At 41.6% G+C, this 26,792-nt stretch carries 26 protein-coding genes and 3 pseudogenes; 9 read left to right on the top strand and 20 right to left on the bottom strand.

What is annotated here, in order from left to right:
* Positions 1 to 94: 94 nt before the first annotated feature.
* Complete coding sequence (locus ODU50_RS00145; protein WP_024414244.1) at positions 95 to 1,756, bottom strand: hypothetical protein; 1,662 nt, start codon at positions 1,754 to 1,756, stop codon at positions 95 to 97.
* A gap of 155 nt (positions 1,757 to 1,911) precedes the next feature.
* On the opposite strand from ODU50_RS00145, the gene ODU50_RS00140 reads away from it, so the two are divergent.
* Positions 1,912 to 2,739, top strand: a complete 828-nt coding sequence (locus tag ODU50_RS00140) for an exodeoxyribonuclease III (RefSeq protein ID WP_002935370.1) — start codon at positions 1,912 to 1,914, stop codon at positions 2,737 to 2,739.
* 291 nt (positions 2,740 to 3,030) lie between these two features.
* On the top strand, positions 3,031 to 3,930 hold the full coding sequence (locus ODU50_RS00135) for a cation transporter (RefSeq protein WP_044671608.1): 900 nt from the start codon (positions 3,031 to 3,033) through the stop codon (positions 3,928 to 3,930).
* A gap of 16 nt (positions 3,931 to 3,946) precedes the next feature.
* On the opposite strand, the gene ODU50_RS00130 is transcribed toward ODU50_RS00135, so the two are convergent.
* From ODU50_RS00130 to tmk, 9 genes are all read right to left on the bottom strand, one after another.
* On the bottom strand, positions 3,947 to 4,300 hold the full coding sequence (locus tag ODU50_RS00130; protein WP_014735973.1) for an arsenate reductase family protein: 354 nt from the start codon (positions 4,298 to 4,300) through the stop codon (positions 3,947 to 3,949).
* Complete coding sequence (locus ODU50_RS00125) at positions 4,284 to 4,790, bottom strand: methylated-DNA--[protein]-cysteine S-methyltransferase (RefSeq protein ID WP_105134759.1); 507 nt, start codon at positions 4,788 to 4,790, stop codon at positions 4,284 to 4,286. The genes ODU50_RS00130 and ODU50_RS00125 overlap by 17 nt, the downstream gene beginning before the upstream one ends.
* Before the next feature lie 2 nt (positions 4,791 to 4,792).
* Complete coding sequence (locus ODU50_RS00120) at positions 4,793 to 5,974, bottom strand: phosphoglycerate dehydrogenase (protein WP_105134758.1); 1,182 nt, start codon at positions 5,972 to 5,974, stop codon at positions 4,793 to 4,795.
* Between the two features lie 53 nt (positions 5,975 to 6,027).
* Positions 6,028 to 6,585, bottom strand: coding sequence for a GNAT family N-acetyltransferase (locus ODU50_RS00115; RefSeq protein ID WP_023370699.1), 558 nt, complete (start codon positions 6,583 to 6,585; stop codon positions 6,028 to 6,030).
* Positions 6,585 to 7,676 carry a 3-phosphoserine/phosphohydroxythreonine transaminase gene (gene serC, locus ODU50_RS00110; protein WP_105134757.1) on the bottom strand — a complete coding sequence of 364 codons (1,092 nt, stop codon included), beginning with the start codon at positions 7,674 to 7,676 and terminating at the stop codon, positions 6,585 to 6,587. Before serC ends, ODU50_RS00115 begins: the two co-directional genes overlap by 1 nt.
* 470 nt (positions 7,677 to 8,146) lie before the next feature.
* Complete coding sequence (gene rsmI / locus ODU50_RS00105) at positions 8,147 to 9,010, bottom strand: 16S rRNA (cytidine(1402)-2'-O)-methyltransferase (protein WP_105121488.1); 864 nt, start codon at positions 9,008 to 9,010, stop codon at positions 8,147 to 8,149.
* A gap of 1 nt (position 9,011) precedes the next feature.
* A complete protein-coding gene (gene yabA / locus ODU50_RS00100; RefSeq protein WP_002935361.1) occupies positions 9,012 to 9,329 on the bottom strand; it encodes a DNA replication initiation control protein YabA in 318 nt (105 codons plus the stop codon).
* A gap of 19 nt (positions 9,330 to 9,348) precedes the next feature.
* The gene (locus tag ODU50_RS00095; protein ID WP_105121487.1) at positions 9,349 to 10,233 is read right to left on the bottom strand and encodes a DNA polymerase III subunit delta'; all 885 of its coding nucleotides are present in this window, start codon (positions 10,231 to 10,233) and stop codon (positions 9,349 to 9,351) included.
* Positions 10,230 to 10,868 carry a dTMP kinase gene (gene tmk / locus ODU50_RS00090; protein WP_029171336.1) on the bottom strand — a complete coding sequence of 213 codons (639 nt, stop codon included), beginning with the start codon at positions 10,866 to 10,868 and terminating at the stop codon, positions 10,230 to 10,232. Before tmk ends, ODU50_RS00095 begins: the two co-directional genes overlap by 4 nt.
* Before the next feature lie 174 nt (positions 10,869 to 11,042).
* Here tmk and ODU50_RS00085 point away from each other — a divergent pair, with 174 nt between their 5' ends.
* A complete protein-coding gene (locus tag ODU50_RS00085; RefSeq protein ID WP_002935357.1) occupies positions 11,043 to 11,909 on the top strand; it encodes a YitT family protein in 867 nt (288 codons plus the stop codon).
* A gap of 37 nt (positions 11,910 to 11,946) precedes the next feature.
* On the opposite strand, the gene ODU50_RS00080 is transcribed toward ODU50_RS00085, so the two are convergent.
* From ODU50_RS00080 to ODU50_RS00050, 7 genes and pseudogenes are all read right to left on the bottom strand, one after another.
* Positions 11,947 to 13,218, bottom strand: coding sequence for a toxic anion resistance protein (locus tag ODU50_RS00080; protein WP_167786913.1), 1,272 nt, complete (start codon positions 13,216 to 13,218; stop codon positions 11,947 to 11,949).
* Positions 13,219 to 13,223: 5 nt separating this feature from the next.
* A complete protein-coding gene (locus ODU50_RS00075) occupies positions 13,224 to 14,051 on the bottom strand; it encodes a hypothetical protein (RefSeq protein WP_398578809.1) in 828 nt (275 codons plus the stop codon).
* A gap of 93 nt (positions 14,052 to 14,144) precedes the next feature.
* Complete coding sequence (locus ODU50_RS00070; RefSeq protein ID WP_002935353.1) at positions 14,145 to 14,801, bottom strand: CBS domain-containing protein; 657 nt, start codon at positions 14,799 to 14,801, stop codon at positions 14,145 to 14,147.
* A 182-nt stretch (positions 14,802 to 14,983) separates the two neighbouring features.
* Positions 14,984 to 15,109: pseudogene (locus ODU50_RS00065) on the bottom strand (IS982 family transposase); the annotation flags it as partial.
* 16 nt (positions 15,110 to 15,125) lie between these two features.
* Positions 15,126 to 17,363, bottom strand: a complete 2,238-nt coding sequence (locus tag ODU50_RS00060; RefSeq protein ID WP_105153283.1) for a DNA internalization-related competence protein ComEC/Rec2 — start codon at positions 17,361 to 17,363, stop codon at positions 15,126 to 15,128.
* Positions 17,347 to 18,009 (bottom strand): helix-hairpin-helix domain-containing protein, encoded by a 663-nt coding sequence (locus ODU50_RS00055; RefSeq protein ID WP_105153282.1) that lies wholly within the window; start codon positions 18,007 to 18,009, stop codon positions 17,347 to 17,349. Before ODU50_RS00055 ends, ODU50_RS00060 begins: the two co-directional genes overlap by 17 nt.
* 66 nt (positions 18,010 to 18,075) lie before the next feature.
* Positions 18,076 to 18,822, bottom strand: a complete 747-nt coding sequence (locus tag ODU50_RS00050; RefSeq protein WP_014638160.1) for a 1-acyl-sn-glycerol-3-phosphate acyltransferase — start codon at positions 18,820 to 18,822, stop codon at positions 18,076 to 18,078.
* A gap of 145 nt (positions 18,823 to 18,967) precedes the next feature.
* On the opposite strand from ODU50_RS00050, the gene ODU50_RS00045 reads away from it, so the two are divergent.
* From ODU50_RS00045 to ODU50_RS00025, 5 genes are all read left to right on the top strand, one after another.
* Positions 18,968 to 20,413 (top strand): UDP-N-acetylmuramoyl-L-alanyl-D-glutamate--L-lysine ligase, encoded by a 1,446-nt coding sequence (locus tag ODU50_RS00045; RefSeq protein ID WP_105153281.1) that lies wholly within the window; start codon positions 18,968 to 18,970, stop codon positions 20,411 to 20,413.
* A gap of 151 nt (positions 20,414 to 20,564) precedes the next feature.
* The gene (locus tag ODU50_RS00040; RefSeq protein WP_014636900.1) at positions 20,565 to 21,350 is read left to right on the top strand and encodes an ABC transporter ATP-binding protein; all 786 of its coding nucleotides are present in this window, start codon (positions 20,565 to 20,567) and stop codon (positions 21,348 to 21,350) included.
* Positions 21,351 to 21,362: 12 nt separating this feature from the next.
* Positions 21,363 to 22,292 (top strand): ABC transporter substrate-binding protein, encoded by a 930-nt coding sequence (locus tag ODU50_RS00035; protein WP_024414534.1) that lies wholly within the window; start codon positions 21,363 to 21,365, stop codon positions 22,290 to 22,292.
* 13 nt (positions 22,293 to 22,305) lie between these two features.
* Positions 22,306 to 23,331: an iron ABC transporter permease gene (locus tag ODU50_RS00030; protein ID WP_105121480.1), complete on the top strand. Its 1,026-nt coding sequence runs from the start codon at positions 22,306 to 22,308 to the stop codon at positions 23,329 to 23,331.
* Complete coding sequence (locus ODU50_RS00025) at positions 23,328 to 24,329, top strand: iron ABC transporter permease (RefSeq protein WP_105121479.1); 1,002 nt, start codon at positions 23,328 to 23,330, stop codon at positions 24,327 to 24,329. The genes ODU50_RS00030 and ODU50_RS00025 overlap by 4 nt, the downstream gene beginning before the upstream one ends.
* A gap of 18 nt (positions 24,330 to 24,347) precedes the next feature.
* Here ODU50_RS00025 and ODU50_RS00020 read toward each other — a convergent pair whose 3' ends face one another.
* Both ODU50_RS00020 and ODU50_RS00015 read right to left on the bottom strand, forming a co-directional pair.
* Positions 24,348 to 24,827, bottom strand: a complete 480-nt coding sequence (locus ODU50_RS00020) for a glutathione peroxidase (RefSeq protein WP_105153279.1) — start codon at positions 24,825 to 24,827, stop codon at positions 24,348 to 24,350.
* A gap of 13 nt (positions 24,828 to 24,840) precedes the next feature.
* The gene (locus ODU50_RS00015) at positions 24,841 to 25,557 is read right to left on the bottom strand and encodes a pseudouridine synthase (RefSeq protein WP_172013953.1); all 717 of its coding nucleotides are present in this window, start codon (positions 25,555 to 25,557) and stop codon (positions 24,841 to 24,843) included.
* Positions 25,558 to 25,690: 133 nt separating this feature from the next.
* Here ODU50_RS00015 and ODU50_RS00010 point away from each other — a divergent pair.
* Positions 25,691 to 26,203 (top strand): annotated as a pseudogene (locus ODU50_RS00010) (glutathione S-transferase family protein); the annotation flags it as partial.
* A 272-nt stretch (positions 26,204 to 26,475) separates the two neighbouring features.
* On the opposite strand, the pseudogene ODU50_RS00005 reads toward ODU50_RS00010, so the two are convergent.
* Positions 26,476 to 26,792: pseudogene (locus ODU50_RS00005) on the bottom strand (IS30 family transposase); the annotation flags it as partial.

Below are 26,792 nucleotides of genomic sequence, written 5' to 3'. Positions count from 1 at the left end.
ACCACAACGCCCCATTATACCATAAGTTGAAATATTTCGCATGGGTGACGACAAGCAAAAGAGCAAGGCTTTTCTACCTCACTCTTTCTTATGATTATTCTGGATTAACCTTAAAGTTTTTAAGATAATTTTTCTTATCTAACTGACCGCTAAAGTGATCTCCTACTTTGATAAATGGTAATCGATCTGTACTATCTTCCGTTGCTTTGACTTTATAAATCTTGCCCTCAGACTCAATATAGTAGATTGTCGCACTGCCAATTATTTGACTCGCTAAAGCTTCTACTTTTCCACTGATAACTTCAGTCTGTGCACCAACTTCTCCATTTTCAGTCACCGTCAATCCTGAAAGGCTAGAAGCATCCGTTCCTGTGACTTGAGAAATTAAGAGCGCAATATCGTTGTTAACAGTAACCTGTTGATAATCTTCGGCATCAACAAGAGCGTATGATTTAACCAAACCGGCATCATCTTTCAAGGATACTAAATAGTAGGCTGTATCTGCCAACTTAACCAGGCTTGGAGCAGTGGCTTTATAGCCTTTTTCCTGCACTTCACCTTCTGCGGACTCTTGCGCTGCTGTTTCAGTCGCCGAAGCCAATTTGTAGTTGGTAATTTCACGAGTTCTCATATTGACAAGAATAAATCCAAGGTTGGATGAATCAGCAGTTGCTGAGGTGATACCTGTGTAGAGATAAATATCTGAGCCGATAGAAATATAATTATAGCTGTCTGTTGTATTTTTCACACCAGTTTGACTGAAAATGGTATTCCAGAAACCATTTTGATAAGTATAGTGGTCATCTACACGGCTGATAACATTGTTTGCCGAATAAACACGGTCTACCCACTCTGGAATATCTTCCAGACTATACTTCTTACTTTCCCCTGTTACTGCATCCAATACGATAGCACCAATCGGATCATTTGATGAAAGTCCAAATTTTGGCTCGTAAATCGTTGCAATATAATATGGATTTCCTTGGTCATCCACTTCGAAGGATGGTTTCCCAAAAATAGTTGTCGGGTATTGCAAGCGAAGATGACGTAAGGTATCATTCAGCAAAAATTCGGAATCTGAATAGTGCATGGCTTTGCTCAACTTGGCAAGCTCTGCCTTTCCTGTTGTCTGATTAACCTTCACGTAGTAACCAATCCCATCTTGATGGTTGCTCAGCCATTTCCAAAAATTCTTATATTCCAAAGGCGATACACGGAACGGTTGCTGACCGATAGTAATCTGGCGATAATCATCCGAAATGCCAAACTGGGAGACCTTGTCAATGGTACCTAGATAAGTATCACCGATTTTTTCGGCTGAGGCGCGATCTAGGAGGGCCAATTTGGATATGTCTGTTTCAGGAAAATCTGCTTTAAAATCCGCATCATTGACGCTTATGACAGCAGCGTAATCCTTAGCACGAAATACACGTGAGTTGATAAGCCCCAGCCCCAACAAACCCAGGACAGCCAATACCCAAATTCGTCCCAACCATTTTAAGTAAGCTGGCAGTTGCGAGGTTTTAATCTGATAGGTATCTACTTGTCTCTGGCGACCGGAAATCTTGGTCACCTTTTGAAAAGCACCTTTGGAGCTGAACATGGAAAGTATGAGCCAAACCAATCCGACAGATTGAAGGAAAAATATCCAGAAGTCCACACTCAAAATATTTAAAGCAGGCAACTGGTACCAGTAGTAGATTAGCATTTCCAAAACTAGGGCTAACCAGGCAAAAACAAATAATTTTCTTTTCATAATAACCTCCTTGACACAGATTTATTAGTTCTATTGTATCACAATTTTAATGTTATAATACAAGAATTATAAAAATTTTTTCAAGTTTCCATATTCGCCTGCAACTTTTATTTTTGGTATAATGTAAAACAGTAACAGACTAGAAAAGGAAAATTATGAAACTCATTTCTTGGAACATTGATTCTCTTAACGCTGCATTGACTGCAGAATCTCCTCGCGCCCTATTATCACGCGCAGTCATCGATACACTTGTGACAGAAGACGCTGATATTATCGCCATTCAGGAAACAAAATTGTCAGATAAGGGACCGACTAAAAAGCATCTAGAAATTTTGGAAAGCTACTTCCCTGGATATGCCAATACCTGGCGTTCATCTGTAGAACCAGCTCGCAAAGGCTATGCTGGTACACTCTTCCTCTACAAAAACCATCTAAGTCCAACCATTACCTTTCCTGAGATTGGTGCTCCAACAACCATGGATTCTGAAGGGCGCATCATCACGCTAGAATTTGATGACTTCTATGTCACACAAGTTTATACGCCAAATGCTGGTGATGGCTTGAAACGGCTTGCTGACCGTCAAATCTGGGATGTACAGTATGCTGATTACTTAGCAAAACTTGATAGCCACAAACCTGTTCTTGCAACAGGTGACTACAACGTTGCTCACAAGGAAATTGACCTTGCTAATCCCGCAAGTAACCGTCAGTCTCCAGGATTTACAGATGAAGAACGTCAAGGTTTTACAAATCTTCTAGCAAAAGGTTTTACTGATACCTTCCGCCACTTGCACGGTGATGTTCTCAACGCCTATACTTGGTGGGCACAACGTAGCCGCACCAGTAAAATCAACAACACAGGCTGGAGAATTGATTACTGGCTTGTCAGCGACCGCATCGCCGACAAAGTAAGTAAGTCAGATATGATTGACTCCGGTGCTCGTCAGGACCATACACCAATTGTGATGGAGATTTCATTCTAACAGTGGATATTAATACTCAATGAAAATCAAAATCAGACTAGGCGACGCAGATGCAGATAGAACTGAAGTTCATCAAATCAAGTCAACAACGTCTGATTTTGATTTTCGAAGAGTATAACCTGATTTCAATTATCAGATAACAGATATTAAAGGCTTAAAACCCATAGGTCTATTGCAAGGGTTTTGAGCCTTTATTTCTTATCACTCTACCTTGTTTTAATCCGCTCAATTTGAAAACGGTGTCATTTTGTGGTAAAATAAATATATAGATATATATTAAAAGGAGGGATTATGGACCACAAAATTATCGAACGCAAATCTCTAACTGTTTCCTCTGTTGTGAACGGTTTATCTGGACTAGCAGGTATTGCCGTTTATATCATGACTGACCTAAACGCCCTCCTCCTAGACGGAGTCTTTTCTCTAATAGCATTTATTTCGTCCTTAGTTGCGGTTTACATATCGAAAAATAGCCATCGGAAAACCGAGACTTTTCCTCAAGGACTGTATTTTCTAGAACCTCTCTACGCTATCATGAAATCTCTCGCAACTCTACTACTCCTTGTATTTGCTGTACTTGAAACTAGCGCGACAGCCTTTGCTTACTTTGTTCATGGAATCGGTCATCAAATGACTACTGGTCCCGTTCTCCCTTATACCATAACCATGTTTTTTGTCTGTATGGGGCTTTACCTATACAACCGTCATATGAGTACCAAAGTCAATCATCTGTCTACTATCATATTAGCAGAAGCAAAAGGCAACCTTGTAGACGGACTCATTTCAGGTGCAATTGGAATTGCAATTCTTCTGCTCTATCTTGTTCCTATCAACTCTTGGTTCGGCTTTCTGCATTATACTGGCGACTTCTTTTTGACACTAGCACTAGCAATCATTTCATTTAAGGAACCTTGGAATTTATTGGTAGCATCATTCAAGGAACTTGCCAACGGAACAATCCATTTCCCTGAGATACATGATTCTATCTATCAGCTATTGGAGCCTTACTTAAAGGAAGATAGCAATGATGTCGAAATCCATATTTTCAAACAAGGCATGAAGATTCGCGTTAAAATCAATCTCCACAATGTCCATCACGAAATTATCCAAAAACTCTTAGAAGATAAGCCTCAGATGCTCTATCTTTTGAAAAAACATCATGAATATATTTCAATAGAATATGCGCTATAATAAACAAAATCTCGGCTTATAAACCGAGATTTTCGTATTTTGTTCGATAGCCAATCTGTAAGATTTTACCATCCTGAATTAGTAGGGGACGCTTAATCAGCATACCATCATTAGCTAGAAGATTAAGTGCCTGCTCCAAGCTAAGACTATCAAACTTATCTTTCAAACCTAGTTCACGATAGCTATTCCCAGAAGTATTAAAATACTTTTTCAATTCTAGTCCCGTCGCCTCCATCCAAGCTTTTAGCTCTTCAGCACTAGGCGGTGTTGACTTAATGTCAATAGCTTCAAATTCCAATCCCAAACTCTTCAGCTCCGCCTTTGCTACTCGGCAAGTCGAACATTTTGGATACTCATAAAATAAAATCATCTTTCACCTCAAATTCTGGATTCTCATGTCGCAAGAGCCAGATTTTCTTATCCAGTCCACCTGCATAACCTGTCAACTGTCCTTTCTGATTGAGAACTCGGTGACAAGGAACAATAATAGAATAAGGATTACGCCCAACTGCTCCTCCTACTGCCTGACCAGAACGAAGGCCCAGTTGCTGAGCCAGTTGTCCATAGGTAATCGTCTGACCCATCGGAATAATCTTCAATAATTGCCAGACATGCTCTTGGAAATTTGTTCCCACAGCTTCTAATGGAAGGTTTGAAAAGTCCACCTGATCCCCTGAAAAATACTGGTCAAGCAATCGAGCTGTCTGGTCTAAAATGGGATGGGAGGCTAAAATAGCTTTCTCATTCAAGCCTCGTTCAAAATATTTTTGTCCCTCAAACCAGGCCCCTCTTAATCCCTTATCACTAGCAATTAATGACATGGAGCCAAGTGGACTGTGATAGACTTGTTTATACAGCATGATTAGTTTTTATTCTGAATGACACGCACTTTGACAATTGCATCCGTTGCTTCAAATTTAGCAACCAACTGCTCAATTTTCACTTTATCCCCTTCATCCAAATCAAGTAAAGTATAGGCATAGTCACCTTTAGACTTATTGATGATATTATCGATATTGATTCCCAACTCAGATACAGCCGTTGTGATCGTTGCCACCATATTAGGAATATTCTTATTAATCAAGGTAATACGATACGGTGCATCTAGGAATTGTTTCACATTTGGGAAGTTAACTGAGTTGATAATTTCACCCGTCTCCATAAAACGACGAATGGTCTGACCAGCAGCAATGGCACAGTTGAGCTCTGCTTCCTCTGTTGACCCACCAACGTGCGGGAAGACGATAATGTTGTCCTTGTTGAGCACTTCTTCTGTCCCAAAATCCGTGATATAGTTCTTGATAACTCCTGCCTCAATTGCTTCAAACAAATCAGCATTATTAACCAATTCACCTCGGGCAAAGTTTATCAAGGTTGTTCCTTTTCTCATTTGACCAAAGCTATCCGCATTGAAGAGTCCTCGTGTCTTATCTGTCAAAGGAACATGAACAGTAATGTAATCCGCATTGGTAAAGATTTCTTTCAAGTCATCCACGCGTTTGACATGGCTTGAAATGGTCCATGCAGTTTCTACTGATACATAAGGATCGTAACCGAGAACATTCATTCCCAAACGGCGGGCATCGTTGGCAATACGCGCACCGATAGCACCAAGTCCGATAACACCAAGAGTCTTACCTGAAATTTCTGTCCCAGCAAACTGCTTCTTACCTGCTTCAACCTGCTTAGGTACATCATCTCCTGACAATGTATTTGCCCATGCAGTCGCTCCGATATAGTCACGTGCTGACAAGAGGATGGAAGCAATGACTGCCTCTTTTACGGCATTGGCATTGGCACCTGGAGTGTTAAAGACAACAATACCTTTCTCTGTTGCCTCTTCGATTGGAATATTGTTAGTCCCTGCACCAGCACGGGCAATAGCTTTTAGATTTTCAGGAAAATCAAATCCATGCAAATTTTCAGATCGAATAATAAAGGCATCTGGATTTGCTGCATGATCTCCGTCAATCTGGAATTTATTGCCTAATTCCTTAAGACCAATTTGATTGATATTGTTAAAAGTACGTACGCTAAATACCATTTATTTTTACCTAAAAAGGCGGAATAGCTGCCGCCTTTTCTTTCTTTATTTCATTAATTATTTCCGAGTAACCAACGGTCGTCTTCACTGATTTCCTGGTAAAGACTCCGCTCGCTCTTTTGCTTGATTTTTTGATAGGCTAGACGTTCTCCATCTATTGGGACTTTACCACAATAGACATAGCCCAATTTTTTTAGAATGTGCTGCATTGTCTTATTCTGCTCGTGGGTATCACAGCGGAAATCCGGTCCTTTTTGACCTTCAATTAAACCTTGCAAAAAAGTTTGTATGATTCCTTGACCACGAAATTCGTCAGCTGCTGCAATTCTATGAAATGTTGTATATACAGGATGATTGTGCTGCCATTTTCCTTCATATATGGCCTCATATTCTGCTTCTTGACCACGATGAACGGCGGCATAAGCTGCCACCTTACCGTCAACTAGACCAACGTAACCTCTGCCAGAAAGAATGTCATCAAAAATATTCTCTTTATTAGGATACTCTCCCTGCCATTGATTGATACCGGAGGTTGCTAGAAATGCACGAGCATCTTCAAGAATATTGACAATAGCCTCCATCTCATTTGGATGTGCTAATCTAATTTCCATTAAACATTCTCCGCTGCAAATTTTTTCATGAATTCAATCAATTCAACCACACCTTGACGTGGGAAAGCATTATAGAGCGACGCCCGCATCCCACCTACTGAACGGTGACCTTTGATGTTTTTAAAACCAGCTGCTGTTGCTTCTTTGACAAATTTAGCATCTAATTCTTCACTTGGTGACACGAATGGAATGTTTGCTACTGAACGCTCTTCTTTTTTGCGAACAGGGTTTGTATAGAAATTAGACTGGTCGATATAGTCATAAAGCAAACCAGATTTTTCACGGTTGATTTTCTCCATCTCATCAACACCACCAATTTCTTTTACCCATTCAAAGACGAGTTTAGAAATATAGATAGAATAAGCTGGTGGCGTATTATAAAGAGAGTCATTTTCTGCTTGAATACGGTAGTCCAACATGCTTGAAAGCATTGGTTGATCATTGAGGAAGTCCTCACGAACAATCACCACCGTCACACCAGCAGGACCAATATTTTTCTGAGCACCAGCATAAATCATGGCAAAATCTTCAACATTATAGCGAGCCGCTAAGATGTTTGAAGACATGTCAGCAATGACTGGCACACCATTGGTGTCAGGAATATCATAAACTGCTGTTCCTTCAATAGTGTTATTTGTTGTCAAATGCACATAGGCTGCACTTGGATCAATATCATTTTTATCGAAGGTTGGCAATTCTGCATAGGTAATATCTTCAGTTGATCCAAGCAAAATTGGTTCAAAGGCAATTGTTTTAGACAGCTTCACAGCCTCAGTATAGGCTTTTTTACCCCATGAGCCACCTACAAGATAGTAGGCTTTCTTGCCTTGAGCGAAGTTGAGGGGAATCATTGTGAATTCCAAAGAAGCTCCACCTTGCAAGAAAATAACCTTGTAATTATCTGGAATGGCCATCAATTCACGAAGCGTTGCTTCAGCACCTTTTATAATATCATCGAAGTCCTTGGAGCGATGCGACATCTCCAAAACGCTCATTCCCGAACCATTGTAGTCCAAGAATTCAGCTTGGGCGCGTTCAAGTACTGGTTTTGGCAATACTGCAGGACCTGCAGAGAAGTTGTAGATTGTCATAAAATCCCTCCATTAAGTTAGTCTGTTCATTATATCACAAATATTCAGACAATTCCATAAAATATGATTATTTTGTAAAAATATTCGGATTTCTTATATTTATTCTACTTTCTAAAGCTCCTCTTACTTTTAGCCATAAACGAAGGCGCTTGCCTCACAGGGATTTATCAGTTTTCAATGAAAATTTTATGACCAGATTTGACTGTTTGGGGAGTATCGCCAATTGTTATCTGCCTATTAATTACTCAATAAAAATCAAAAGTAGCTTAGCTGGGATATAGTTGAAGGCTGGAAGTATAGAGAACTGTGTTCGCGTCATTAAGCCAAAGATAGAACTCTGTTACTTTCTCATTTCAAGGTAACAGACTGAAAAGATCCACTGGAGCTTTTCACTCATCAAGGCTCTTGACAACGGATAATTTTGATTTTCGAAGAGTATAAGCTTGCATAAATATACAAAAAACTAGGTCTTAACCTAGTCCATGATATATATCGTATACTTCTTGTTTTTTGAGTTGGTAGCGTTTGGCCACTTCTTTGATAGCCTGATTAGGTTTTATGCCACTTGCAATTTCCCTTTCTACCTCAGCCTTCAAGTCCACTTCATCAGCAGAAGGATAGACTTCCTCACCAGCACCCTCGACAATAATCAAGCATTCTCCCTTAAGTGGATTTTCTTCCAAATACTCTAGTAATTCGGAAATGCTTCCTCTCTGGTATTCTTCGTATAACTTGGTCAATTCTCGAACAACCGTTACCTGACGATCACCATAAACTGTTAACATATTTTTTAAGGTATCTACCACACGATATGGAGATTCATAGAAAATTTGCGTCTCAGGATAGGTCTTTTTTTCTTGGAAAAATTCTTTTTGTTGTCCCGCTTTTCTCGGTAAAAATCCATAAAAAATATGTGGCTGGGGTGCCAAACCAGATGCAATCAAAGCTGTAATTCCTGCCGATGCTCCTGGAAGTGCTACAACAGGAATATCTTCCGCAATCGCTGCCCGTACCAGATCATGACCAGGATCCGAAATGGAAGGCAGGCCTGCATCAGAAACTTGCGCAATGGACTGACCAGATTTGAGCCAATCAATCAAAACTGGAATTTTTTCATGGGCATTGTGTTCATGAAAAGACATTTGCTTGGTTTCTACTTCAAAATGTTTGAGTAGGAGGCCTGTGTTTCTCGTATCTTCCGCTGCAATTATATCCACCTCTTTCAAGGTCTGAACAGCTCGGAATGTCATATCCTGTAAGTTTCCAATAGGCGTTGGCACCAGATATAAAGTCCCAAAACTCGTCTGTCCCTTAAATGATTTTTGTACTTTCATCCTAATCTCGATTCAATAATTCCACACAGAACATACAAGGTTCATCATTATCCCTACGTTGACCATAAGAGAAGGTACAAATATGGAAACCATCTTCGTAAATATTCTCCAAATTCTCCTTACCAAAGTTGGAAGATTTATGGCCTGTCTTATCTTCTTTTTCCAAACGTTCGCGCAACTTGGAATTTTCCAAGCGGAGGGTCGTATTTTCATCAATAACTCCCTGTAAATGCTTTTTGATAGCATCCACTTCTGCCAACGTGGTTAGAAGATTCTGCGAAAAATCATCTAGGGCATCAAAAATTTCTTTTTTATCCATTATCTCCCTTTCTTTTATTTTACAGAGTTATATACTCTAGACTATTTTGTAGACTTACGTTTGCCTGCCACATCTTCTTAGCCTTAAGAACAGCATCCATTTTTTCACGTACGTTTGCCGATTCCATCATTTTCTCAGATAATATCAGACTCAGAAGGTCAAACAAACGTCCCTGCTCAGCTTTTTCCACAGCTAAAGACACTAGGATTCCAACTTGCAAATAAGCACGTGTAGGCTCCACCAAGAGCAAGTCTGTAAATTTCCTTGTCTGTCCCATCAAATCTAAAAAGTTTTTATTTTCTGCTAACTTTTTCGCTTCTTCTTGACTTGAAACCAGTTGAGCTAAGAGATTCGCTTGTGTTTTTAACAAGCCCTCCTCTTCTAACATTCGCTCCATGGCCGGAATATTTTTAGGAAAACCTATAATCTGTGTCCGACTCTTGATAGTAGGAAGGACAGCTTCTTCCTGATTGGTCAATAAGAAGATGTGAATGGCTGACTGAGGTTCTTCAATCACTTTTAGCAAAGAGTTGGCTGCGTTAGCGTGCATTTTCTCAGCATCACGAATAATGAAAACCTGCTTATTGGATTCAAATCCAGATTGTGAAAAATTCTTAACTAATTCACGTATCGTATCTGTTTTGATAACATTTCCCTGCGGTGCAATAACAGTAAGATCTGAAAACTCATTTGCTTCAATTAGACGACAGGACCGACACTTCTGACAAGGAAGGACGCCTTCTTTCTCCTGACAAAATAACGATTGACTGAGAAAAATTGCCATATCAAAACTAGCAAAGTCACCTGAAAATAGATAGGCATGTGCCAAACGTCTCTGCTCTAAAATTGTCACAAAACGTTGAAATACACTGGGTTGTAAGTTTCTAAGTTCTTCAATCTTCATGTTCTTTCTGCAAACCGTTTCTTAATGACCGCCAGAGCATCTGCAACAACAGCCTCTAGTGGCTGACTGGCATCAATCTTTACCAACCGCTCTGGTTCCTGCTCTAAAATACTAAGATAGCCTTGACGCACCCGTCTATGCATATCTGCTTTTTCCATATCCAAGCGATCCACATCACGGTCAGCATTGCGGGCAATTCGAGCCAGCCCTTCTTCTGTATCAATATCAAAATAGAGAGTTAAATCTGGTTTTAAACCATCTGTTGCAAACTGGTTAAGCCAATGAATATCATCTATATCCAAGCCCCGTCCAAATCCTTGATAGGCAATAGAGGAATCGATAAAACGATCAATCAAGAGCAATTTCCCCTGTGCCAAGGGTGGAAGAATCTTCTCTTTCAAATGCTGACGTCGCGCTGCAATGAACAATAACAGCTCCGTCTTATCATCCATCGCTGTATTTGCAGGATTCAGAATAATATTGCGAATTTCTTCTGCAATAGCCACCCCACCTGGCTCTCTAGTTGTGACTACTTCTGGCCCCAATTCCTGCAAGGCTGGCAATAACTGTTGCAATACCGTCGTTTTCCCTGCCCCATCTGGACCTTCAAATGTAATAAAAAAACCGTTTCTCATCTTTCCCTCGCTCTTAGTACCAGTATGCACAGTTCAGCACTTCACTTGTGAAGACTGGTTCTTAGATATTCATTCCATTTTACCAAAAATTAGTCAAAAAATCACTTGAAAATTGACTTGTTTTTAAGGAGAAAATCTTTTAAAATTGATATATACACATATTCGGAGATGCTTATGGTTCGTTTGAAAAATATTTTACTTATTTTGCTTGGTGCAGGGCTATTTGCCTTTGGGCTAAATTATTTAATCATGCCCAACCGTCTATTCGAGGGTGGCGCGACTGGATTGACGCTGATTATTTACTACCTTTTTCATATTCAACCTTGGATAATGAACATTGTGATTAATATTCCATTGTTCATCCTCGGGTGGAAAATACTCGGAAAGAAGACTCTCTATCTCAGTATCTTAGGAACCTTTAGCGTTACCTTTTGGTTGGCCATTTTTGAAAAAATCCATTTTTCAATCAATCTACAACAGGATTTGATACTCGTTAGTATCCTTGGTGGGATTCTTATGGGACTAGGATTAGGAACCATCTTCCGTGCTGGCGGAACGACTGGGGGAAGCGATATTATTGCTCGTATCGGTCATAAATTCCTACCTTACTCCATTGGACAAATCATTCTTGCAGTTGATATCCTCATCCTAACTCTGATTGTTATTGTTTTTAAAGACCTCCGAACAGTTCTATATACTTTAATGATGGTTGCTATTGCTTCCAAGGTTATTGATTTTGTCACGGAGGGCGGATATGGTAGCAAGGGAGTTATGATTGTTTCCCAAAAATCTGACCAATTGGCTCAGGCTATTGATTGTGAAATCGAGCGTGGTGTCACCTTTATCAAAGCACAAGGTTTCTACAGCAAAGCCGATGTCAACATGATTTACTCAGTCATATATAAGAGCCAGCTCCAAGAGATGAAGGAGCTTATTCATCGCATTGACCCCCATGCATTTATCACCATTACAGACGCACATGAAGTACTCGGTGAGGGCTTTACTTTAGATCGAGATAAAAAACCAATAGAACGCCATTAAATAAAACCTGCAGTTTCGCTGAACTGCAGGTTTTATATTATGGATTGGTTTCAAGTGGTTGCTCTGCCTCAGACTGTGCTTCTTTTCCTTGCTCCAGCAAAGCAGCAATGATTCTTTGATCGCGTAGCTTAACAGAATCATTGATAGTCTCTGCAGATCGTACAATAGCTGCTTCCAACTCCCGACGTTTCTGACGCCCTTCATCAATAGCTGCAATAATGCCATTATTTTGGGCAACCAAACTTTCTGCCAACTTGGTAACAGATGCTACTGAAAGGGTCGGATTCTGAGCTGTGCGTTCCATCATCGGGATGGCTTCTTTTGATGTATCCGCAAGCATTTGAAGGGCAGCATTATTAGCATTGACAATCGCATCTGCCGTCTGGCTAGACTTGATAGATTGTTGTAAGATGCCCAACTGTGCAATGGACAATTTCATTGTTGGAATAGTATTGCGACGTAACATCCCAAGGCGCTGTTTCATATCCGAAGAAACCTTGACCAGATTACGCATCTGCGGTGTCGTTGTCCACGCGACATACAAGCGACTCATATACTCAGAATGTTGTTGTTCGAGGATATTAGCAACCTCTGTTACACGTGCCAACTTCTCAGAAGCTACTTGATAATCGACTGTAGTCGGTACTAAAGTTGCGAGGTTTTCTTGTGCCAATTTTGCACGCTCTGCAGCTTCCTGACCAGTCGCTTCAATAAAGGCGATGACCCCAACCAAATTCTCGATAGACTTGGTATTATTTTCAATCAAAAGCTCTGCAGAAACAATATTGCGCGCCAACACCTCTTCTTGCTTGACCACACTGGCTGCCATGCTATCCATTTTCTTTTCAATGGTCTGCGAATCAAAATAAAATTCCTGCAAATCATTTTTGGTCTGCTTGAACAGGCGTTGGAAGAAACCTGGTTTCTTTTCTAATTCAGCAGTTGTGGAAATGTCCTTATACTTAGCCACAAAACCATTCAATTCACGGTTGGTATTGGCCAAAAGCTCATCCACCTGTGGAATTTCAATCTTCTTCTGTTCTGACAAAATGTGATTGACCGTGGCATTGACTTCTTCTACCGCTTCCTTACCAAAATCCAAGAGGGCATTTTGATTAGCTAAGAAATTATCCACCAATTGGGGAGCCTTGGCACGAATACCTGTTTGTTGTTCCGGTGTCAACTGTGCCAAAAAAGACACTTTTGAATTATCTCCAGTCGGAGTCGCTTGAATAAGCTCTGTTGTCTTATCTTTGGTTGATAAACTATTATTAGCAATCTGATCAATATCGAAATTAAATCCTGACATCTTCTCTATTCCTCTTCTCTTTTCATCATACGCAGACTGACTTCAAAATCTTTCATATCCGCTTCGTTAAATTGTTTGATGGTATCATCCAAATCCTTATCAAACATTTCCATGGCTGATTTTGCCTGCACCAATCGTTCTTCTGCGTTAAAATAATCTTTCGGTGATTTTTTGATTTTCAAATACCCCTGTAAAATATCATTAAACCGATTCATATTGGCCTCATGGATAGCTGTCAATTCTTCCCGCTTATCTGTCGCCTTTTCCAGCTTTTCAAAAATAACAAGATTGTCTCTTTGAATATTACAATAGGTTTCTAGAATTTCAGGAGCTAAATCCGCTATCATGCCTTGTTCATCCATCGCAGCATTAGCACCAGTAGAAACCTGTGTGTCAGTATTTTCTTCTGTTTTAGCTTCTGGCAGTTTTAAATGATATTTTAGTTGCAAGGTATCTACAACTTCTTTACTTTCATATCCATTCAGATATTTTCCAACTTTTTGATAGAGCTGATCTAATTCAAATAATTGTCCTAACAGTCTGCTTCGCAACTGTAACACAACCTTATCCTCACCCTTTTCCACCAAGAGCTCTTGATGCTTTTCATAGCCCGAACGAATAGATAGCGCTAATACCTGCAAGCGTTTTATAGAATCTCTATTCAAAAAACGCTGGATAGCCTCTCTCTTGTAAAAATAGCCAATTAAAAGTCCAATGGGCAATAAGATATACCAGAAACTCATGACAAAACCGATTGCCAATAAAACAAGGAGGGCCACAAGTCCTGAATTATTTTTACCATATTTCTTATACTTTTTATATTTGTGCCCCATAGAGCCTCCTCATACGTGATATACTTTATTATATCACATTCCCCTAAAATACTAGAATGATAGCTAAAGAAAAAAACCGAGAAATCTCGGTTTTTAAATATTTTTAGCAACAGTCGGAACCAAGCTATCCACTTGGATACCTGCACCCTCGAAAAGAGTTCGAACTTCCTCAACATCAACTTTTCCGTCAATCTGCACTTCGATGACAACTTTTCCAGACTTGGTAGCAAGTTGCACAGTAGATACAATATTATAATCCTTATCTGCCACCAATCGAATAATTTTTTCTAACTCCCCTGCCTTATTTTCAACAAGGAACCGAGCGCGTACTCCTTCTTCTCCATAACCTGAGACATGAAGAAAAGCTGCAAAAATATCACGATCAGTAATGACCCCATATAGTTGACCGTTGTCAACAACTGGAAGAATCCCCACTTTGTTTTTATACATGAGATAAGCAGCATCTTCAAGACTAGCATAACCTGAGACTGTGATAACATTCTTAATCATCACATCCTTGACCTTAGTCTTATTCAAAAGGTAGTTCATCTCGTAAATAGATAGGCTAGTTGCCTTCGATGGACTAGCTTCTGCGATCGTTCCCTCAGTGACCAAACCAACCAACTTATCATTTTCAATAACAGGTAGACGGTGCAAATCCTGTTCACGCATAATATCTGCAGCGTGTGCAATGGTTGTATCTGGTGAAATATAAACAACTTTACGGGTCATAAAATCTTTAACAGACATAGGACTTCCTCCTTTGGTAAATCATACTTTATTATACCATAAATTCGAAAACGATTTCAATATTTAATGAAAAGAAATGAAAATCAATTCTTAAATTCAAAATATAGACTATTTGAAATACAATGGAATGAGCAAGACTGCTGACTGAGATAGCCCAAATCTGCTACAATCACAGATTGTTAGCAGATTTCCAATAAGGCAGCAACCTCTTTGAAGTCGTTAACAGAAGCTGGCGTAGTAACATAATGCAGAATATAGCCAGATAAGGCAGCGAGCACATAAACTTTGAAACTATAGAACCATAAGTGCATAGGATTTATCATTTTACCTCCTCACCGTTTCAATCCTCCACTCCCTCCAACCTCGAAAGCGAATAGCTCCTTGCTGGTCTGTGCGATAGACTTGTATATTCCGACTGTCAAATCGATCCAAGGTCTCTTGGTGAGGGTGCTTGTAGCGGTTATTTTCTCCTGCAGATACCAAGGCAATCTTGGCACCGATATGGTCTAAAAATTCTGGATAGGAAGAGCCTTTTGAACCATGGTGACCGGCTTTGAGGACATCGACAGGCAGATTAGGATAGGTTTCTATCAAGTCCAATTCCCCCTGCTCCAAGTCCCCTGTAAAGAGGAAATTGGTTTCCAACAAGCGACCGTAAAGGACAATGGAGTCATTATTGCCACCGTCTCCTGTCCCATCTGGATAGAGGACTTCCAGATAGGAGTCAAAAATCGGCAAGCGGTCACCCACTTTTACCACATGAACAGGCACATTGATTTCTTTCAAGGTCGCTACAAAGTCAGGCACCGTCAGGCTTCCTGGTGATACGACAATCCGACCAATTTGCACCTGCTTAGCCACTTCCAGCACATCGCCTACATGGTCTGTATCGGTGTGCGTCAGGACCAAACTATCAATCCTGTCCACGCCCCGACTATGCAGATAGGGAATCAAAGTCCGCTCTGCATTTGCCTGCGAAGACCGCTCCTGCCACGCTTCCTTGGTCGCAAAATCGACCCGACCGCCCACATCAATCAGGACCGTCCGCCCCCGCATATCCCGCAAAAAGATGCTGTCCCCCTGCCCGATGTCCACCACCGTCACCTCGTTTTCCAGCGGGTGTTTGGTGATGAAAAATAGCAGAGCGAGGACCAAGCTCAGTCCTAGAAGCCATTTCTTTCTCCTGTGGAAATCGTAGAGCAAGAAGAGGCTGACCAGCAAAAGCAAGAGGACCAGCTCAGACGGCTTGCCCAGTATCCAAGGCCGCAATCCCAAATCTGCCACCCAGACAATGATTTTTTCCATCAAGACGAAAAATCCGTTGATCCAAGTAATCTTGACCAGAGGCGACAAGAGAAAAATGACCAACAAACCTGGCAAGAGCAGGACATCAAAGACAAAGGAAAAGACAAAAGTCAAGAGGATAGATAGAGGTTGAAAGGCATAGAAATAGGTCATAAGCACCGGCAAAATTCCCAGCGAAATACTGAGACTTTCCACCGCAGCCTTTTTGACCTGCCCCAAGTCCTCAAAATCAAAAACCGTCAGCAAAAAAGCATAGGTAAAGGTCAGGACACCGCCAGCTGTCAGCAGAAATCGGGGCAGAATCAGCAGACAGACAAAGACCGACACCGCAAAGTTATCCAGCTTCCGCAAGCCCATATTACCCAGAATTTTCTGGACCAAGGACCGCACCACCGACACCGAAAAACCTGTCAAACCAGCATAAAAAAGTGAAAAGGGAATCTGCAACTTATCTACGGCTTCCTTGGTCAAGCCCAGACGCAACAAAATCCAACGAAACTTGTCGATGAAAAAGCCCACCTGCATACCAGACAGGGCAAAGAGATGAATAATTCCTAGACTAGAATAGAGGTCACTCATCTGGTCGAAATCACTATCAAGCTCCCCAAACAAGAGCCCTGTCATGTAGTGGCTCATGGGAGCCGGAAAATTGGTTTTGACATAGACCAAGGCTTGCCTCCGCCAGCTTGATAGCCAGTCAAAGACATTCCAAGACTGGACAGGGACAATCTTCTTGATTGCCGTAATCTTGACTGTTCGGTAGATGCCCTGTGTTTTCAGATAGGCCTGATAATCAAAACCCTTGAAATTCCGCTGACCAGCTGGCAGGCTGACCTCTGCTTCCACTTCTAGCTGGACCAGGTCTGCCAGCTTTTGAAAATAAGCCTGCTCCTCCTGACTGGCTAATTTGTAAAACACCTGATAGATTTGTCCGTCAGCCCGACCGCGAAAGGACAGACTGTCCCCGTTAATGTCAATAGTATCTGGAATGACCTGCACAGTTGTGACTTGCTCTGGGGCTGACTGGTCTGCCCGCTCCCATTGGACCTTCTGGCATCCGAAAACCAGACCACATAGGGCTAAAAGCGGCAGCGTTTTGAGAAAAACTGTCTTACCTTGCCGAACACCAAAGACAGTTAACACCAAACTGAATAGGCCCATTGTCAAGAGAGAAAAAGAGTGGACTACAAAGTAGGCCGCCACTGCTAAGATGGCCAAGTGGATGGGCTGGCAGGGGAGCTTACTCAACCGTGACATAAGGCCGGATGCTTTCCATAGTCTTGTCGCCGATGCCCGACACATTGTTGAGGTCATCCACCGACTTGAAGCCACCGTTGGCCTCACGATAGGCGATAATGTCCGTCGCTCGCTTGGCACCAATACCAGAAATGGTCTGCAAATCGGCCTCAGTCGCCGTATTCAGATTGACTAGACTGGTATTTTTTTCGTCTTGGGACATAGCAGAGCTGGCAGTCGTACTGGCAACCACCGAGATATTTTCATCCTTATCGGCCACATAGACCACCGCTTCGTCGCTGAGCTTCTGAGCCAGATTGATAGACTTGGGCTCTGCCTGACTGGTCAAGCCGCCAGCTGCTTCAACTGCATCATTGACACGCGCACCAGCTTCTAAAGTGTAGAGCCCTGGTTTTACTACCGCTCCTTTGACATCAACGACCAGCTGGCTGGGCTCTTCACTTGCTTCTGTACTGGTTTCCTCGACCAAGTCAGAGCTACTAGAAGTTTGTGCGGTCTGCGGAAAATCTGTCAGTCCTGTCTGGTCAGACTTGGCTGGTTGACTGAATATTAAGAACGTCGCCATTAGCAAGCCAGCCACTGCGGGCAGAGCAATTTGCCACTTGTATTCTTTAAGCATTTCTATATAAGTTTTAATCGTATCCATAAATTACCTCCACCTATATAGTTCGTAAAAAATACAAAAAACCCGCAAGCTGCGAGTTTCATTTACTTATTTTTTATCCAACTGAGTACTTGGTTGCCAGAAGAAGCTGGCAATATAGCTAAAGGCATAGGTCAATCCCAGGATAAGAGCAACCAGCAAAAGAACTGGGATACGGTAGATATAGGTCAAGATATTCGGTTTTTTCTTGGTTTGGAAAGATGCCGCATGATCATCTAAGCGTTTGAACTCAGCCTCAATTCGGCTAGTTACTTCTGCTGTACCTGCATCATCCATACGCTTGATGTCCGAAACATCGATAGGATTTCCAAAAGCCACATCGATTCGCTCACCAGCCAAGAGCCTCTTGATAGTCATAGGACCCACATAGGTAGCTGGCATGAGTTTGACCTTGGCTGACTTGGCAATGACCGCCACACCACCTTTTAGCTCAGATGAATGACGACTTCCAGAAGGAAACATGACCAGCGAACGGTCACTTTTTTTCAACATGTTAACTGGATACTTGATGGCTGCCATGCCAGGATTGTCACGGTCAATTGGAAAGGCTCCACATTTTGAAATCCACCAACCAAAACCGCGGTCCTTGAAGAGTTCTTTTTTAGCCATAAAGATGAACTGCTTGGGAGCAGCTGCGTAGCCAAGAAAGACTGGATCCCAGAAGGTTTTGTGCGGAGCGATAAGAATATAATTTTCCTCCTGTGGCAAAATCTTCTCTCTATCATGATAGTGAATATTGCCATTGATGGCCCACAACAAGAATGTTAATAGTGTTCGTAGATAAGAATAAAACATAATCTTCTCCTTTTCAGTCCCCTCTATTATAGCACAAATTTGCTTCAGGACGAAATGTCATATTCATTCAAATTTACGGTCAAAATACCCACTATTTACATATCCCAGACTTGTCAAATATCCTCGATAGGTTTACAATAGAAGCATGATTACAATTGAACGTGTATTAGAAATATTGAAGGCGGATGCTAACTTCTGCCATATCAAACAGAATGACCAGACTGACAGCACATGGACGGATGTCCAGTTTGACGCTCTCAGCTATGACAGCCGGACTGTTAGCCCAACAACCCTCTTTTTTGCCAAGGGTTTGGCCTTTAAGAAGGAATTTCTGGAAAAAGCTATTGAGGCTGGTCTGGCTTTTTACGTGTCTGAAATCGACTATGAAGTTGGCATTCCTGCCATCATCGTCCGAGACATCAAGCAGGCCATGAGCCTGATTGCCATGGATTTCCATGGTCATCCCCAGAAACAGCTCAAACTCCTGGCTTTTACCGGTACCAAGGGTAAGACAACGGCGGCTTATTTTGCTTTTAACATTCTCAAACAGAGCCACAAGCCTGCCATGCTTTCGACCATGAATACCACTCTGGACGGTGAGACTTTCTTTAAGTCTGCCCTGACCACCCCTGAGAGTCTGGACCTCTTTGCCATGATGGCGGAGGCGGTCAAAAACGGCATGAGCCACTTGATTATGGAGGTGTCCAGTCAGGCTTACTTGGTCAAGCGGGTTTACGGGCTGACCTTTGACGTCGGCGTCTTCCTCAACATCAGCCCCGACCACATTGGCCCCATTGAGCACCCGACTTTTGAGGACTATTTCTACCACAAGCGGCTTTTGATGGACAATAGCAGAGCGGTTATTGTCAATGCTGGAATGGACCATTTTGAGGTGGTGAAAAACCAAGTCAGCTCCAAAGACCATGACTTTTATGGGTCGACTTCTGAAAACCAGATTAGTCAGTCAGCAGGTTTTGACTTCACAGCGACTGGAAAATTAGCTGGCCATTACGACATCCAGCTGATCGGTGGTTTCAACCAAGAAAATGCCATCGCAGCTGGGTTAGCCTGTCTTCGCTTGGGGGCAAGTCTGGAAGATATTCACACAGGAATTGCCCAAACCAATGTCCCTGGCCGTATGGAAGTCCTGACCCAGCAGAACGGTGCCAAGGTTTTTGTAGACTATGCCCACAACGGCGATAGTGTCAAGAAGCTGATTGATGTCGTCTTAGAACACCAGACAGGCAAGGTAATTTTGATTCTGGGAGCTCCTGGCAACAAGGGAGAAAGTCGTCGCAAGGACTTCGGTCTGTTGCTCAATGACTATCCGCAGGTTGAGGTGATCCTGACAGCTGATGATCCCAACCGTGAAGATCCAGCTGCTATTGCTGAACAAATCCGTGACCACATGACCCGTCCAAGCAACTTTATCTTGGACCGCGAAGAAGCCATTCGCACAGCCATGAGTCAGACAAGCTCTTCGAAAGATGCCGTCATCATCGCAGGCAAGGGAGCCGATGCCTACCAGATTGTCAATGGCGAAAAGGCCGCCTATGACGGTGATTTGGAAGTAGCAAAACAATATTTGTAACATACGGTCCTTGTTCACAAACAAGGACTTTTTTATAATGATTCTCATTAAATTAAAATTTTCAGAAAACTCTTTGTTTTGGTAAATTTTTTTGATATAATACTGGTCGGAACAAATTATTAATGAATCATATTCTGGAAAGGAGGAGTTTGTGTCTTCGATTCAAGCGGAAAATATCCAAGTCTCTTACGACAATCGGATTATCATTGATGAATTATCAACAAGTATTCCAAAAGGAAGTATAACTACAATCATTGGTGCCAATGGCTGTGGAAAATCGACCTTGCTTAAGGCGTTGACAAGGATTATTCCTGTTCAAGAAGGGGCTATCTATTTAGATGGACAAGCCATTTCACAACTGCCAACCAAAGAAGTTGCAAAAAAATTGGCCCTGCTCCCTCAGGTCTTAGAAGCGACAGAAGGGATTTCCGTTTATGAACTGGTCTCCTATGGTCGCTTTCCGCATCAAAATGGGCTGGGACATCTCACTGATCAGGATAGAGAGAAAATCAACTGGGCCTTGGAAGTCACCCAGACCGCTCCCTACGCTAGGTTACCAGTTGATGATTTATCAGGTGGTCAGAGGCAACGTGTTTGGATTGCGATGGCACTTGCCCAAGATACGGATACCATTTTCTTAGATGAACCAACAACCTATCTTGATCTCAATCATCAATTGGAAGTCTTAGAACTTTTAAAAGAACTGAATCAAAGCCGACAGAAAACCATTGTGATGGTCCTTCACGATGTCAATTTATCAGCTCGATTTTCAGATTATATGATTGCCATGAAAGAGGGAGATATTCGCTACCATGGTTCTGTGTCCAATATGATGACAACTGAGATACTGAGGGACATTTTTAGCATTGAACCTCAATTGATGCAGGTTGCTGGTCAAGATTACCCTATTTTGCTAACTTACGATTTAAAAAAATAATAAGGAGAAAAAATGAAAAAGTTTTTAGCTATTTTTAGTTTATTTGTTGGGCTGGTTTTCTTAACAGCTTGTTCTAACTCTTCCTCTTCAACAGACGTAGAATTGTCTAGCATGCCAAAGATTGAAGGCATTACTTACCACGGTGACATTCCAAAAAATCCTAAAAAAGTTGTCAACTTTGCTTACTCTTACACAGGCTATCTCTTACAATTAGGAATTGATGTATCTAGCTATAGTCTAGATTTAGAGAAAAATAGTCCCGTCTTTGGAGACAAACTAAAGGATGTTCCACAATTGACAACGGCAGATACAGAAGCGATTGCCGCACAAAAGCCAGATGTCATTCTAGTATTTGCTGGTGATGATAACTTAGAAACACTGAAAGAAATTGCTCCAGTTATTGAAATCACTTATGGAAAGAGTGACTACTTAAAAATGCTGACAGATATTGGTCAGATTTTTGGAAAAGAAAAGGAAGCACAAGCCTGGTTAGATCAATGGGATAAGAAAGTTGCTACTGCGAAAGAGGAATTGAAAGGATTGATTGATACAAGTTCAACATTTACCGTCATGGACTTCTTCGATAAGAACATCTTCCTTTATGGTAATAACTTTGGTCGTGGGGGAGAATTAATCTATCGCGCTCTCGGTTTTGCCGCTCCTGCAAAGGTTCAAGAAGACATCATCAATAAAGAAGGCTGGTTTGGGGTATCTCAAGAAGCTCTTCCAGAATATGTTGGCGACTATGTCCTTGTTAACGTCAATGATAAAACAAAAGAAGCAGCTGCCTCTCTCAAAGAAAGTGATATTTGGAAAAATCTACCTGCTGTAAAGAATGGTCACGTCATCGAGATAGACTATAACCTTTTCTACTTCTCCGATCCGATGTCTTTAGATTTACAAATTGACGCCTTTGTCTCAGAAATTCAAAAACTTCAGTAAAAGGACTGGATATATGAACAAACTAGTAAGTTCTCGTTATCCCAAAACAAAGCCAAAGAATATTTGGCTTGTTTTTTTCATCATCTGTCTTTCTTTCATAGCTGGAGTCTATCTTAGTTTACGCTTTGGAGCTATTTCTTATAGCCACCAACAACTGATAGAAACCCTAACGCATCCACTGACAGATTCTTCCGCTCAGGATGTTATCATCGATTTGCGCTTGCCTAGAATGGTAGCCGCCATCTTGGTGGGAGCTGCAATGGCCCAAGCTGGGGCAATGATGCAAGGAATTACACGTAATCCGATTGCCGATCCTGGCTTATTAGGAATCAATGCTGGAGCAGGACTTTCTCTCATTGTTGCCTATGCTCTATTCGGTGGTTTGCACTACAGTCAAATTTTATTAATATGTTTACTGGGCTCCTGTCTGGCAGCCGGCCTAGTCTTTGGTCTAGCTTATCAGGTGCAAAAAGGCTACAATCAACTACGTTTAATTTTATCTGGCGCCATGGTAGCAAGTCTATTTTCTGCTATTGGTCAGGCTATTACTATCTACTTTGATTTATCAACTGCAGTGATTGGCTGGCAAGCAGGGGGATTGGTACAGGTAAACTGGAAGATGCTGGCCATCATTGCTCCTCTTATCATCATCGGCCTCATCCTTGCTCAACTCTTTTCGCATCAGCTGACCATCCTGAGTCTCAACGAAACCGTTGCTAAAAATCTAGGTCAACGAACCTTACTGATGACCTTGGTTTTGTTGGGAATTGTCCTTCTACTCTCAGCTTCTGCGGTAGCTCTTGTGGGCTCACTTTCTTTTATCGGGCTCATTATTCCTCACTTTATCCGCATGTTTACAAGGAAAAATTACAAGCTACTCTTGCCATTAACTGCCTTTGCAGGGGCTAGTTTCCTCATCTGGGTAGATTTGGTTTGTCGTTCTATCAATCCACCTGTTGAAACTCCCATTAGCGCAGTCATCAGTATCATTGGTCTCCCTTGCTTCCTATGGTTGATTAGAAAGGAAAAACACTTTTGATAAGACATCACAACTATCTAAAAATATTCACATTCCTGCTAATCCTTTTATTTGTCATTTTCCTACTTTCCTTATCTATCGGCTATAGCAATTCATCCTTTTCGGATCTCATTGACATCATGAGTGGGCGTGCCAGTTCATCGACTCTACTGATCATTGGGCGAATTCGCTTACCTAGAATAATCGCATCCATTATCGGAGGGGCTTCTCTGGCTTTGGCGGGTTTGTTGCTACAAACTTTGACCCGCAATCCTCTGGCAGATTCTGGAATATTAGGAATCAACGCAGGAGCTGGTCTTGTTGTGGCACTATTTGTCGGTCTCTCTTCAAAAATCAGCCCTGTCTTATTAAGTCTCATGCCTCTATTTGCTATGATGGGCGGTGGATTAAGCATTTTTCTAGTTTACTGGATTGCACGTAAGAAGCTGTACGGCATCCATCCTGCACGCTTAATTATCACAGGAGTTGGAATTTCGAGCATGCTGTCTGGTATCATGGTCAGCATCATCAGCCAATTAGATGACTTTAAGATGGAATACATTGTCCAGTGGCTCAGCGGTCGAGTAAATGGTGGAGATTGGAAAACTATCGCAATCTATACTCCTCTTCTTCTATTGGTGTGGATGGCAACGTTTAGTCGAAGTCGCTCACTCAATATTATGAATCTAAACGACCAGACAGCCATGGCTTTGGGACTCCACTTACAGCGTGAAAGGCGGATTACCTTGATATTGGCTACCGCCCTAGCCTCTCTTAGTGTCATTTTAGTTGGTAATATCACCTTCGTTGGTCTCATTGCTGGTCACATAGTGCGCAAATGGTTAGGAAATGACCATCGTGTCATCATTCCAGCTACTATGATAATAGGAAGCTTCATTCTACTTCTAGCGGATACCATAGGACGAGTACTACTTGTCGGAACAGGCATCCCAACCGGCATCATCGTCTCCCTTATCGGCGCTCCCTATTTTCTGTGGTTACTAAAACAAGAAGGCTAGATGACTCCAGCCTTCTTGTTATTTTTCTAGGTAAAGTTCAATATCCTCTTTAAGTTTTAATGGACTAGTTGTTGGTAAATATCGTTTGACCACACGCCCTTGTCTATCTACCAAAAACTTGGTAAAATTCCACTCAATTCGACCTCCTAATAAGGTTGATTTTTCTTTCTTAAGATAGCGATATAGCGGACTAGCTTCAGATCCATTCACAGCAATTTTAGCAAAACGAGGAAAAGTTGTACCATAATTCAAGCTACAGGTCTGATTGATGTCTTCAGCAGAACCGGGAGCCTGATTTAAAAATTGATTACAAGGGAAATCCAACACTACAAAACCTTTGTCTTTATAGCTATCATATAGCTCCTGTAGTTCCTTGTATTGTGGTGCCAATCCACAACCTGGCGCTGTATTGACTATAAGTAAAACTTGTCCTTGATACTCAGCCATGGACTGATCTGTTCCATCTTGTTTGTGTACTGTAAAATCATAAATGCTCATTATATATCCTCCTCTAGTCAAAATAAGTGAATAAATGTTCCATTTCATTTGGTGTGAGTTGTCTGTATGCACCTCGTTCCAAATCCCCCAGTTCAAAACCACCAAAGGAAATCCGCTTGAGATAAGTGACCTTGACACCATAGGCTAAAAACATCTTTTTGACCTGATGAAACTTACCTTCTGCCAGCTTGATGGTCGCTCTGCTATGGTCCAAAGAAGCCTCCAAGACAGTCAAATCTGCAGGCTGACACCGTGTTCCATCCAAGAAAGTAACACCTGAGGCAAAAAATTTTGAAGCATCCTCAGCCAAGCATCCATTTACCTCCACATAGTAGACCTTGTCCACATGGTGGCTGGGATGGAGCATGCGATAACCGAGCGGACCATTGTTGGTAATGAGGACTAGGCCTTCGGTATCCCTGTCCAGGCGACCGACTGGGTAGAGACCTTCCCTACTGTCTTGCGGAGAAATCAAGTCGATGACTGTCTGATGCTCCTGGTCTGTCACTGCAGAAACGATACCTGCTGGTTTATGGAGCAAATAATAGGCGGAACCTTCTAAGGCAACTTTTTTACCCGAAACTTGGATAGTTTGTAACTCTGGGTCAACAATCTGGCTTAGGCTTTGAGCTGCTTGTCCGTTAATCTTGATTTGCTGGGATTTGAAAAGTTTTTTAACTTGCTTACGCGAGCCAATCTTGGCTTTCTCTAAACATTTGTCCAATCTCATATCTCTATTCTAGCATAAAACCTAGGTCTTGACTTTGATTGAAAAAAGATTATAATACTAATTAGTGATATATATTTGCAGATGAAATCCAGTTTGCTTGGATTTCCTACTTTTTATAATAAAGGAGAACTTTATGGGACTTTTACAAGATGGCAAATGGGTGGATCAATGGTATGACACCAAGTCAACAGGCGGTAAATTTGTCCGTACCGTAACACAATTTCGCAACTGGATTACACCTGATGGACAAGCAGGCCCGACAGGTGAGGGTGGTTTTAAGGCTGAATCAGGACGTTACCATCTCTACATTTCTTTGGCCTGTCCTTGGGCCAGTCGGACCTTAATCATGCGAAAATTGAAGGGGTTGGAAGACCATATTTCCCTGTCAATCGTCCATCCGCTCATGTTGGAAAATGGTTGGACTTTCGCGGATGGACCTGGTGTTATCAAGGATTCCCTCTTTAACAGCGACTATCTTTATCAAGTTTACTTGAAAGCAGACCAAAATTACACTGGCCGTGTGACCGTTCCTGTCCTTTGGGATAAGGAAACAAATACCATCGTCAGCAATGAATCTGCTGAAATCATGCGCATGTTTAACTCTGCTTTTAATGATATTACTGGAAATTACAATGACTACTATCCAGGGTAAATTCTCAAAGTAAGTTCTAGTTCCCGTCCTTCCAGAAGTTACTTTGAGAAAACTGCATAAAATCAACAGAATTTAGTCTCAGACTAAGTTCTGTTTTTGCCTAAACTGCTGATTCAAGGGAGTTTTAGTATTGAAAATGTTGAAAAAAAGAGTACACTAAAGTTACTGGCTCTGAGACGTCTCAAAGTAAGTTCTAGCTATCTGGAATTTTGGATGGGACAAGTTCCTTTCTATTTTTGATAAATTTTTATGATAAAAACTAGCGATTATTTATCCAATAATCGAGATGATTGGATGACGTTCTCAGGGTCAATTTTAGAGATACCCAAAAGTGTTGCCAATTCTTCACCGTAGGTAAATGTAAAGAGTTCATAAGCCGATTTTCCGTTGAAAGCAGCTCGTTTGACGCTGTTGACATGCGAACAAACCAGGTTGATATCATCCTGTGTCAAGTTATCAAACGAACTTCCTTTAGGAAGAATGTCTCTGATAAGTGTGTGATTCTTCTCGATTCTCCCCTTCTGGTCAGAACGATTTGGGTCACAGAAGAATAGCTTAGATTCTCCACGAACATCCATTTCGA

The organism is Streptococcus sp. 2020WUSS084 (assembly GCF_044427445.1).
In the GTDB taxonomy this organism is placed as follows: Bacteria; Bacillota; Bacilli; order Lactobacillales; family Streptococcaceae; genus Streptococcus; species Streptococcus suis.
Note: the sequence above shows the minus strand (reverse complement) of the source record. Positions and strands in the feature narration are given on the sequence as shown.